This window comes from Caldithrix sp., assembly GCF_056497305.1.
Window position 1 is genome coordinate 1 of sequence record NZ_JBSMDE010000217.1, and the last position, 10,966, is coordinate 10,966.

Here is a 10,966-nt window from a genome sequence, read left to right on the forward strand (position 1 = left end):
AATTCTTTTTGCAAATCTTTGGCCAGTGTTTCCACTACCGACTTTCCCCAGCCCAACGCTTCCTGTTTTTCAACGATTTTTTTACCAATCTCCCAGTACAATTGAATTAAAGAACGATTTACCTTACGCAAAGCCTGCAATTGCGCTTTGCGCACTTTCTGTTTAATTTCTTTCAATAATGAAAGATAGTTCGTATCTTTTTGTAGCGTGTCCATTGGCCAAATTCCTTCACGCTTATTTTCAGGAAGAAGTTTTCACTTCATCGCTGAAAGCGACTTCTTCCATGCCACGTTCCAACAACTTCAATCCGATGGCACATTGGCCCAGTGCAATTCCGCCATCGTTCGGAGGTATCTGGCTGTGAGTAAGCACCTTTAAATCGTGTTTCTGCAAAAAGGTCGTTAACAAGCTGAGCAGAACTTCATTCTGAAAAACGCCCCCACTCAAAACGACCGTCTTAATACCTGTTTTTTGAACAGCCTGCAAAGCCACGGCTTCCAGCAAACGCGCCATGGTCACATGGAATCGGGCAGCCAGTAAAGAAAAGGACGCACCCTGCATGGCTTCTTCCACCAGGCTGCTAATAATAGGTTCATAGGGAATATAAGGTAATTTGGCTTCAAATTGCAATGGAGGAACATCGAGTTTTCTGACGGCCTGTGTAAATTCAATGGCTGCCTGGGCTTCGTAATAAATTTCATTGCGTCCGCCGCTAATCACCGCAGCAGCATCAAACAGTCGCCCGCAACTACTGGTTAAGGGGCAGTTCAGTTTTTTGGCTAATTGTTGTTTAATGAGCCTGATGGGTTTGTGTTTAAGAAATGGCAGATGTGGTAATTCACCGTTCAAGGATTCAAGAATGTAACTAAGAGCCATGCGCCAGGGTTGTTTGATGGCAATTTCTCCTCCGGGAATGGGCAAAGGTTTAAAGCAACCCAGGCGTTTTAACTGGCTGTAATCGCCAGCCAGAATTTCTCCTCCCCAGATTGTGCCATCATATCCGTAACCTGTTCCATCCAGAATAAGTCCTATTACCGGTTGATCAATCTGCCATTCAGCCATGCAGGCCGCCATGTGTGCGTGGTGATGCTGCACTTTGACCAGAGGTGTTTCCTTTTGATTTTCGGCCCATTGGGTAGAAAAATAACCGGGATGCCTGTCGCACACAATGAGATCCGGTTCTGTTTGTAAAATGTGTTTAAAATGGTCAATGGTCTCTTCAAAAAACTGATTGGCCAGCAAATTTTCCAGATCGCCGATATGTTGACTTAAAAAAGCACGATTGCCTTTGGTTAAACAGATGGTATTCTTTAATTCGCCACCTACTCCCAGAACAGAGGCTTTACTATGCATATTCAGAAACACCGGGCGTGGAACGTACCCCCGACTTCGACGGAAAAAAGTGGTATGCCCTTTAAACTGCCCCACCACTGAATCATCGGCCCGAATCAAAATCGGTCGATTGTGCAACAGGAGGTAATCGGCAATATCAGCCAGTCTCTGGCGCGCCTCCTGGTTATCGATGACAATAGGTTCCTCACTGCGATTAGCGCTGGTCATGACCAACACCGGTAGCCTATGTGCAGGCGGCAAGTCGCGCAGTACATCAAAAATCAAATGGTGCAAAGGTGTGTACGGCAACATAATGCCCAACCGCTGATTGGCTGGCGCCACAGCATCCGCGACCGGAATTTCTGCTTTCTTTTTTAGGAGCACAATAGGCCTTTGAGGCGAGCTGAGCGATTCTTTTTCTGCGGTATCAAAAACAGCTATTTTTTTTGCGGTCTCCAGGTCGGGCACCATAATGGCCAGCGGTTTTTGTTCGCGATTTTTACGTCGGCGCAAACGTTGTACGGCCTGCTCATCACAGGCATCTACCGCCAGATGAAAACCGCCCAAACCTTTGATGGCTACAATTTTTCCGTCTAAAAGAAATTGTACCAGCTGTTCAATGGCTGCCTGTTCACGAGCAATCTCGCCATTTTCAGAGGTGGATTCTAACCAAACATAGGGGCCACAGCGGGGACAGGCATTGGGCTGGGCATGGAAACGACGATTGGTCGCATCCTGGTATTCGGCCTGGCATCTGGAACACATTCTAAATTCGGCCATAGAGGTATTGGGACGATCGTAAGGAATACGTTTAATGATGGTAAAACGTGGCCCGCAATTGGTACAATTAATGAAGGGATATCGATACCGGCGATCTTTGGGATTGCGCATTTCCTGCAGACAATCATCACAAACAGCAATGTCCGGCGAAATCAGAGTTTGATTGTCCGCAGAATCGATGGAGGCGATGATCCGGAAATCGCTCTCTTTTTTTAAAGGAATAGTTTGACGTTGCAGAGAAATAATTTCAGATAACGGCGGCTTGTTTTCCTGCAATTGGTGCACAAACTCATCGATTAAAGAAGTCTGACCCTGCACTTCAATAATTACACCGTCGCTGGTGTTGGTAACAAAACCGGTTAAGCGCAATTGTTTGGCCAGATTAAACACAAAAGGACGAAAGCCAACGCCCTGCACAATGCCATTGACCAGCATTCGTTGGCGTATTTTGGGATTGCGGTCTGTGGTTTTACCTTTTACCATGTGCCTCAACATGTGCTTTTAACCAGTTAAGCCAGGCTTCCATACCTTCGCCCTGGGTGGCCGATAGTTCAAAGAACGTTAAATGAGGGTTCACCTGCAAAGCGTATTTTTTGCACAATTCCAGATCAAAATCAACATAGGGTAGAAGATCGATTTTGTTGATAATACAAATATCGGAATGCTGGAACATGGTGGGATATTTTAATGGTTTGTCATCGCCTTCCGTAACCGAGATGATAACCACCTTGTGCGCTTCTCCCAGATCAAATAGCGAAGGACAAACCAGATTACCCACGTTTTCGATCAGTAACACGGAATTGGAAACTGGATTTAATTCTTTGACCGCATGATTGATCATTTGCGCATCCAGATGGCAGCCATTGCCCGTATTAACCTGAATAACCGGCGCTCCAACGCGGTCGATCCGCTCGGCATCGCGTAACGTTTGTTGATCACCTTCGATCACATAGAAGGGGATCTCATCTTTCAACTGCTCGATGGTCTTCTCTAAAAGCGTAGTTTTTCCGGAGCCTGGTGAACTAACCAGATTTAAGGCAAAGATATTACGCGCTTCAAAAAATCCACGATTACGTTCTGCCAGCAGGTTATTTTTTTTCATGACATCGGTTTCAATCTGAATGGTTTTACCAGGCTCATGATCGTGGCTATGGGCGTGACTGTGCACATGATCATGGGCATGCTCGTGTTCATGAAGATGAGAATGGGAGTGATCATGCTCATGAATGTGATCGCCATGTACATGGCTGTGTTTTGTTTCGCCCGGTTTTTGAAACGTAACATGATTTCCTGGTTCTCCACATCCACAGGTATCACACATTTTTAATCTCCTCTACTTTTTTGTCTGGAAAGCGTTGACTCAAGTGTACAAGCGTTGCAGCACTGTTAGGCTTTTAACTCTTCAAATTTTAATCAGGAGTTTTGTTTAAAATCCTGGTCTAATTAAATTCATCAATCTTTAAAATTGTATTCTTAATTTTACAACAACATTTCGTAACTCGTAATTCGTAATTTTTAATTTAATAGTATGTTAATTTCATTTACCGCTTACACACTTATCGCCTTGCCCTCCTCCTTCATGTTAATCCACATTTATGTTTTTGACCTGCAACTGTTTCCCGCCGCTGGCCAACACCTGTTCACCACAACCTGGACATACATTTAAAAACTGATCTGTTTCAAATTTTAATCCGCAATGGGGACACTCGGCGTGCGCTTTTAAATAGATAATTTCCAGGCGACTGCCTTCGGCCATGGTTTCTCTGGTGGCAGCTTCGAAACAAAATTCGAGCGCTTCGGGCACCACCCCGGACAAAGCACCGACTTCGATTGTAATAGAATTGATCTTACGCGCGCCGTTCTGTCTGGCTGTTTCTACCGCAATATCAACGATATTCATGGCAATGGACATTTCGTGCATCACCCATCCCTGTGTTGTTCTTTTATTGAAAATACCAACAATTTCAGATTGTTTCAAATGTAAATGGATAAATCGCTGATTAGTGAGTGCGGAGACATTAAAAGAGCGAGATAAAGCATTTCCTTTTAGGATTCTCTCATGTGCTTGCCCAGACTGGCATCGTTGAGGAAAATTCTTCGCCTTACCTTTGACAAAGATTTCTACTCTCTGTCCTGACACAGTCGGGGCATCGGTCGAAATGACAATCAGTGAGGCTTCGCGCCGAGCGTCTTTCCAAATCTCAATATTTGGGTACAGGCCAGTCTGGCAGCACCAGCCTGACAGGTTTATCCGACCGAAGGACAGGCCCGCCAGTCTGGCAAGGCGCAGCCTGTTGTAGCGCAGCGGAAATCCCGATTTTCGGGTACAGGCCCGCCCGTCTGGACGGTGTCCAGACGGACAGGCCATTCAACAATTAAACAATTCAACAACTCAACCTTTTTTTTACTTCATCACACAGCACAAAAATTTTCGCATCCCGCTGTGGCGGAATTAGAATACTTCCTTCAAAACTTATAATCCCGCTTAGCGGGATGCGAAAATTTTTAAGCTGCCTAATTACAGGGCAATCCCAAACGTTTGAGTAGATGAACATTTTGAAATCAAATTTTACAAAGCAAAGATTAAAACTCCCCCTTCCCTTTTTTTAAAGAGAAGGGGGGCGGGAGGATGGGTTTTAAAACAAAAACTCGCCTTAAATGCTTCGCCCTTACAAAGTCGCGGACTGAGGCACCAGTTACATTGCTCTTTCGAATGGTCTGCCAATGTAAGGGATTCTCAGAATGACATGCCGGCACGGTTCCTCACCGCCTGGGCATAAGTTGCCCCTTCGCAAATTAATTCGTAATTCGTCATTCGTAATTTTTAATTTAAAAATGCTTATCTGTGCGCTCTGTGGTTACTTAAATTCCTGTGTAAATGTCTTTTGGTTGCGGCTTGGCTGCCTTAGTTCTTTAATCTTAAATCTTGTTTCTTTTGTCTTGATCAAACTAAAGTTTGAGTTACGACTTATCAAGCTAAAGCTTGCGTTACAGGGGGTTTTTATCTTTTATTAAATCATCTAAAATAATCACGTTAATGTCTTTTATTTTTTTTAAAAATTTATCATTTGTAAAAAATGCATCACATTCAATTATAGAAGATGCTGCAATTTGCAAAGCATCCGGAGTTTTTAATTTATATTTTGATCTTAGTTTAGCCGCTTTTATTGCAATATTTGGAGTAATGTTTAAGATATTGAAATTTTACTTTTTACTAAAATTTCGTAATAGCTTTCAGCTAATTGATCCTCTCCCATTAAATAAGGGCGTATTAAAACTTCTGTCAAAGTAATTTACTGAAGAATAAGCCGTTATTTCATTATTATCAATTTTTGAAAAAATTATTTTTAATAAATTATGATATTTCGGATGTTTTTCTATAAAATAAATAAATGGCGACGTATCTATACTTAACTTGTTTATTTCTTTTAAAAAATTTATTGAATATTCCATTTAATTATAATTTAAAACCATTCATCTCTTAAATTATCAATGTATGCTTCTACATCAATATCTTGCCAGATTTCAGCGCCCATTCCTTCAAGTTCTAGTAAACTATGAGTTTTGCTTTTCTCGGTTGCTCTTTTTAACAAATTTTTATTTATTAAATTATTAAGTTCTATCTTTTCTTTACGTGTAGCGTTTTTTATAAATTTATTATAAATTTTTTCAATCTCCATTTATATTTCCTCATATTATTATTTAATACATAATACTAATATTTTACCAGAGTGTTCCTTTAGATATTGTTGTTTAAAGTAAGTGTTAATTCGATCGTCTATAGTTTATATTTTGGTAATTATTTTTTATATTTTTCCCTTTTGATCTTTGATCTTTAATTTTCCTTCTTTTTATTTTTTATTTTTTATTTTGTATTATTTCCTCTTTAATTTTTCATCTTTTGTCTTTTGTCTTGTTTCTTTATCAAGCTAAAGCTTGAGTTACAAGGGGCTATTGTCTTGTTTTTTCTATTTTTTATTTTTTATTTTTTCATTAATCCTTATAAAAAAGGCAAAAAGCATTTTTTTATTGCTTTTATATCATCTAAATTTTCATGCAAAATATGATAAACAATATTTCTGTCGATATCCAAATATTCGTGTACCAGCATATTTCGAAAACCGATCATATCGATCCAGATATTTTTTAGTTTATCTGTAATAATTGATTGTTTTTCTAAAATTTCAGGGATATCCCTATACCAATTAACTTCTCCCAGGTTTAGATCCGCTATTATATGGTTTCCAATGTCCAGCAATGCTTCAATACATAAATGAAGAAATCTTTCTGTACTACCATAATATTCTGGTTTCTTTAAAAAATCTTCTTTTGAATACTTTTGAAAATTTTCTAATATTTCAAGATATTCATCTAATTTTTTTAATCTTTTTAGTAAAACGACTGATCTGACCAATTATATATTCCGCCTTTTATATGCTTCTATATGCACATTAAAATAAGGTAAGAAGTCTAAATATTGTCCAACCACTTTTACAAAAAAGGCATTCGTATCAAACCCAGAAATTGCGTAGATACAACGATTATGTTTTACAATCTCATGCATTAGTATAATATTTGTATTATCTGGAATTACCAGATCTACATTTTCATATCCTGCTTTTACCAGTTCGCTCAATATCTTTAATTTATTTTTTTTAAAATCCTGCTTATCCGTTATTATTGCCAGATCCAGATCACTCTCAGAATGCGTTTTGCTTGTCGCAGTTGAGCCAAACAAATAGACAGCCTTAATCTCAGGATACTTTTTAAATACTGAATTTAATTTCTTCTTATCTATTTTTTCATTTATCATTTTTCTTTAATCTTTAATCTTGTTTCTTTTGTCCTTTATTTTGATTCTTATTCAAGCCAAAGCTTGAGTTATAGGAGGCTTTTGTCTTGTTTCTAACTAAGGCAGCAGAGCCGCAACCAAAAAACTTCTTTAAAAAATGACAGGCCAGTGCCCAGCAACCATTTAACTCTTACATTCATATACTCTTAACTTTACTCCTCCAACAGCAGAAGTCATTTCACGAATTAGCCCTCACCCCCTCGGTCCCCCTCTCCCAGAATAAAAATCTGGGAGAGGGGAGAGACCTGTGTGGGAAATTTTCATAACTATGTTGGAAATACAATTCACGAACAATGGGAATTCGCTATGTCAGCCCAATGCTCATTCAACAATTCAACGGTTTTACTTCCTTACACAGCACAAAAATTTTCGCATCCCGCTAAGCGGGATTATAAGTTTTGAAGGAAGTATTCTAATACCTTCAAGCTATTTTAATTCATCAATTGTCAATCAGCATTCATCAATCCTCAATCGTACCATAGGCAACCTGCAGATAATTTTTAATCCTACATTCCCTTCAATCATTCAATATTCGCTATTCGTTATTTACTCTTATTCTCTCAACTACTCATCCTCTCCAGTAACATACGCATCATAGCATGATACTTTTCTTTAATCCGCTGATACACTTCATCGGCCAGTTTTTCGTTATAGAGGTGAGTTGTCGAATTCCGATCATCCACCATCAGCAATAACAGTTCCGCATCCTGAGCATTGTACAGCCCAACCGTCAACCCTTCCCGAAAACATCCTTTAGGAGAACGACAAACAATCCCATGAATTTCTCTTAAATAGATGCTTAAGGTTTTCCAGCAAAGAACAAAACTATATTCAAATCTTTGTATCGTCGCATCGCGTACAATAGCTGAAAATGGTTCTTTTAGAATTTCATCCAGAGTTTTTAAAGCTCGGTCAAAACTTTGTTTTTTTAATTGAAATTTTTCCATACAATGCCATTTTTAAGAATATTCTCCATAAAGCCCTGTTCCACTTTAGAGAGATCAATTATATCTACATGATATGGAATATTCGATTCTTCCAGACGGGTTTTTAGCTTCGAAATCACTATTGGTTCTATTATGTTTCTACCTTTAATAGCGATATCAACATCAGAACCTTCGTCTTCACGTTTCTCAGCTCTTGAACCAAAAAAAACAATCATTACATCTTCATTTTCGAAAAAGTTTAACACAATTTCCTTAATTTGTTCGAGGTATTTATCCATAAAGGTTGTTGCGAAAAATCGATTGAAAAATTAATGTAGCCATTTCTAAATCCGAATTCCCCATCAGGCCAAGCGATACAAATCATAGCCGGCCTGGCCACTCCCTAAATTCTGTACACAGGATTCTGAGGATCAACCATACAGTTGTTTAAAAAATCCAAGTCAGCAGGGCCGCAACCCAAAAGATTTAAGCAAGCAAAGATAGCCCAGCGCATTCACAAAGTGTGCAACGATTGCAAATAGAAAATGGCAAAATATCTTAACATATCAGAATAAAACTTATCAAAGCTGCACCATTTGCTCCCCCTCCCCTTTATTAAAAGAAAGGAAAGGGGCAGAGGGGGTTAGGATATTCAGCACAAAAATTTTCGCATCTCGCCATGCGGGATAGAAGTTTTGAAGGAAGTATTCAAAATTCATCATTCATCAATCAACAATTCAACATCCACGTTTCGCGTATTACGTTTCAAATACAGCTCCGCCCCGTCAATTACATCCATCTAAAAATGGATGTAGCAATACAGGGCAAAAACGTTTTTCATATATTAGATTAAAACTACTTAAATGATTAAACTGGTAAGATTAAACCGATAATAGATTAAAAATTTATTTTTTCATTGATTTGCTATCTTGTCTCTTTTTTCAATGCACAATATTAATAAACAAAAGAAAATGATGCAAGAGTTGCTTTCAATATTTTTACATCAAAATGTAATTTTTAATTTGCTCTTCAAATAGCCGATTTGTGTTTTTTTTAAAATTTATTTTCTATCCGGCCCTCAGCCATTTACTGTTTTTCCTTCACGCGTTATCTATTGAACCATTCAAGGATATAATATGTCATGGCAGGATAGAGCTTTTGAAAAACGGATTCTAAATCCGTAATTCGGATATCGAAATCTGAATGGTAAGTCTTCAAACATCTATGACAATAAAGCCAGGAATGCACTAATGAACATTTTAAATTAAAAATTATTTACCCTCACCCCCTCGATGCCCCTTTCCCAGAATAAAAATCTGGTAGAGGGGGAAGGCTTGTGGGGAAAATTTTCCCACCTGTGTTGAAAATTTCCTATCATGGCCCCATTTTCGATCGATGGGAATTCAGAATGTCAGTCCATGATCATTCAACAAATCAACCATTCAACCATTCAACGGTTTTGTTTCCTCACACAGCACAAAAATTTTAGCACGCTAAAGGGTTATATCTTTTGAAGGAAGTATTCTAAGGCAGCATAGCCGCAACGTAACTCGAGCTTCAGCTAGAGACTTTGGTAAGAGCGAAGCATTCACAAAGTTCGCAAAGATTGTAAATAGAAAATGGCAAAATATCTAAACATATCAGAGTAGAGCTCAGCAAAGCGGCACGATTCGCTCCCCCTTCCCTTTATTAAAAGAAGGGAAGGGGGGCGGGGGGTTAGGATTTTTAGCACAAAAATTTTCGCATCCCGCTAAGCGGGATTGATCTTTTGAAGGAAGTATTCTAAATTCATAAATCATCAATCGGGGCATTGGCATTCACTGTAAAATTAATATTTCCAGGCACTACAACTCATCATTCATTCGCCTTTTTTACACTCTTTTCAGAAAGAATTTTCTGAAGTTCATTAAACGATTTCATGCTGGAGGTTCCATCGATTGCTTTTATGGCCACTTCCTGCACCTTTTGGTAAGCCTGATCTAATTTAGCGCTAAGTTGTGCTATTTTCTTTTCTTGATCTACTACTAATTTTTCAAGGCTGGCAATTTTTGTACTCAACACATTCTTTTCGCCTTCAAATTCTTTTTTCAATAATTCTTCGCGATTTTTATATTCGGTTTGCAATCTTGCGGTTGTCTCTTTAATGGCTTTGTCAACCGCCGCCTTAATTTCTGCATCCATTTTTGCAACGCGTGCTTTAAGATCAGCAAATTCCTGTTCCTGTGCTTCAATTAGTTCCTGTCGTTTTTCAAGATCGGCGCGCAGGCTTTCAAACTTTTCCGTAAATTCTTTTTCGCGCTCTTTCAGCTCATCTTCCAATTTATCTTTAGCCAGTTGTTTTTCACGATTAAAATTGTATTCATATTCTTCTTTTTCTCTCTGGCGTCGTTTTTCTTCTTCCTTTAACCATTCTTTTAATTCCGCTTCTTTTTCAGCCTTTTCTTTTTCCCATTTTGCTCTTGTTTCTTCGATTTCTCTTAACAACGTATTTTTCTTTTCCGTCATCTCCGCTTCAAACTCTTCTTTCTTCTGATTTTGGGCTTCAATCAAAGCTGCTAACGCATAAGCTGATTTTTCAATTTCGAAGATTTCTTTTAGTTCTTTTTCCTTTACCTCAATGGCCTGTTGAATATTTTCTAATTTTTCCAATTCCCGATTCAATCTACTTTTTAACGCTTCAAGAAATTTAAGATTTTCCGATTTTAAAGTTTCCACAGTCTCTGCAATAACATTCAGATTCAGGCCTTTTACCTTTTCTACGATTTCTTTTTTGCGTTTTTCTTCAACAATTTTTTCCGGCTTTAATTGCCCCTTTTCCTTCTCCACTAATTTTTTAACGATTTCATTGTACGCGTCTAATAATTCTTTTTTGGTATTGGTCATGGAAAGCTTTTTGGGTTTAAATTCTGTGTTTTCCATTTTTCATTCCTGTATTTTTATTTTTTTTATATTAATGAGTCCACTCTAAAAAGGTATTATTATCGAATTTTATTTAAATTTGCCTATTGTTTTTATTTAAATTACATCAAATATCTTCGTGTTAATCCGTGAAATTCGTGGTTTTTATACTGAACTC

The 10,966-nt window shown here is 38.3% G+C and carries 12 protein-coding genes; all 12 read right to left on the bottom strand.

What is annotated here, in order from left to right:
• The coding region (locus ACWB0I_RS17955) for a DUF1016 N-terminal domain-containing protein (RefSeq protein WP_479389468.1) at positions 1 to 215 on the bottom strand (215 nt) is incomplete at its 3' end.
• A gap of 25 nt (positions 216 to 240) precedes the next feature.
• The gene (gene hypF, locus ACWB0I_RS17960) at positions 241 to 2,595 is read right to left on the bottom strand and encodes a carbamoyltransferase HypF (RefSeq protein WP_479389469.1); all 2,355 of its coding nucleotides are present in this window, start codon (positions 2,593 to 2,595) and stop codon (positions 241 to 243) included.
• A complete protein-coding gene (gene hypB, locus ACWB0I_RS17965; protein ID WP_479389470.1) occupies positions 2,582 to 3,433 on the bottom strand; it encodes a hydrogenase nickel incorporation protein HypB in 852 nt (283 codons plus the stop codon). Before hypB ends, hypF begins: the two co-directional genes overlap by 14 nt.
• A gap of 261 nt (positions 3,434 to 3,694) precedes the next feature.
• Positions 3,695 to 4,033: a hydrogenase maturation nickel metallochaperone HypA gene (gene hypA / locus ACWB0I_RS17970; RefSeq protein WP_479389471.1), complete on the bottom strand. Its 339-nt coding sequence runs from the start codon at positions 4,031 to 4,033 to the stop codon at positions 3,695 to 3,697.
• Positions 4,034 to 4,359: 326 nt separating this feature from the next.
• Complete coding sequence (locus ACWB0I_RS17975) at positions 4,360 to 4,500, bottom strand: hypothetical protein (RefSeq protein ID WP_479389472.1); 141 nt, start codon at positions 4,498 to 4,500, stop codon at positions 4,360 to 4,362.
• 600 nt (positions 4,501 to 5,100) lie between these two features.
• Entirely contained in the window at positions 5,101 to 5,307 is a 207-nt protein-coding gene (locus tag ACWB0I_RS17980) for a type II toxin-antitoxin system VapC family toxin (RefSeq protein ID WP_479389479.1), read from the bottom strand.
• 269 nt (positions 5,308 to 5,576) lie between these two features.
• Positions 5,577 to 5,792 carry a hypothetical protein gene (locus tag ACWB0I_RS17985; protein WP_479389473.1) on the bottom strand — a complete coding sequence of 72 codons (216 nt, stop codon included), beginning with the start codon at positions 5,790 to 5,792 and terminating at the stop codon, positions 5,577 to 5,579.
• A gap of 320 nt (positions 5,793 to 6,112) precedes the next feature.
• Entirely contained in the window at positions 6,113 to 6,526 is a 414-nt protein-coding gene (hepT, locus tag ACWB0I_RS17990) for a type VII toxin-antitoxin system HepT family RNase toxin (RefSeq protein WP_479389474.1), read from the bottom strand.
• Complete coding sequence (gene mntA / locus ACWB0I_RS17995) at positions 6,527 to 6,925, bottom strand: type VII toxin-antitoxin system MntA family adenylyltransferase antitoxin (protein WP_479389475.1); 399 nt, start codon at positions 6,923 to 6,925, stop codon at positions 6,527 to 6,529. It abuts the gene before it with no gap.
• 599 nt (positions 6,926 to 7,524) lie between these two features.
• Positions 7,525 to 7,911, bottom strand: a complete 387-nt coding sequence (locus tag ACWB0I_RS18000) for an HI0074 family nucleotidyltransferase substrate-binding subunit (RefSeq protein WP_479389476.1) — start codon at positions 7,909 to 7,911, stop codon at positions 7,525 to 7,527.
• Positions 7,893 to 8,189 (bottom strand): nucleotidyltransferase family protein, encoded by a 297-nt coding sequence (locus tag ACWB0I_RS18005; protein ID WP_479389477.1) that lies wholly within the window; start codon positions 8,187 to 8,189, stop codon positions 7,893 to 7,895. Before ACWB0I_RS18005 ends, ACWB0I_RS18000 begins: the two co-directional genes overlap by 19 nt.
• Positions 8,190 to 9,744: 1,555 nt before the next feature.
• Positions 9,745 to 10,809 (bottom strand): hypothetical protein, encoded by a 1,065-nt coding sequence (locus ACWB0I_RS18010; RefSeq protein WP_479389478.1) that lies wholly within the window; start codon positions 10,807 to 10,809, stop codon positions 9,745 to 9,747.
• Positions 10,810 to 10,966 lie beyond the last annotated feature (157 nt).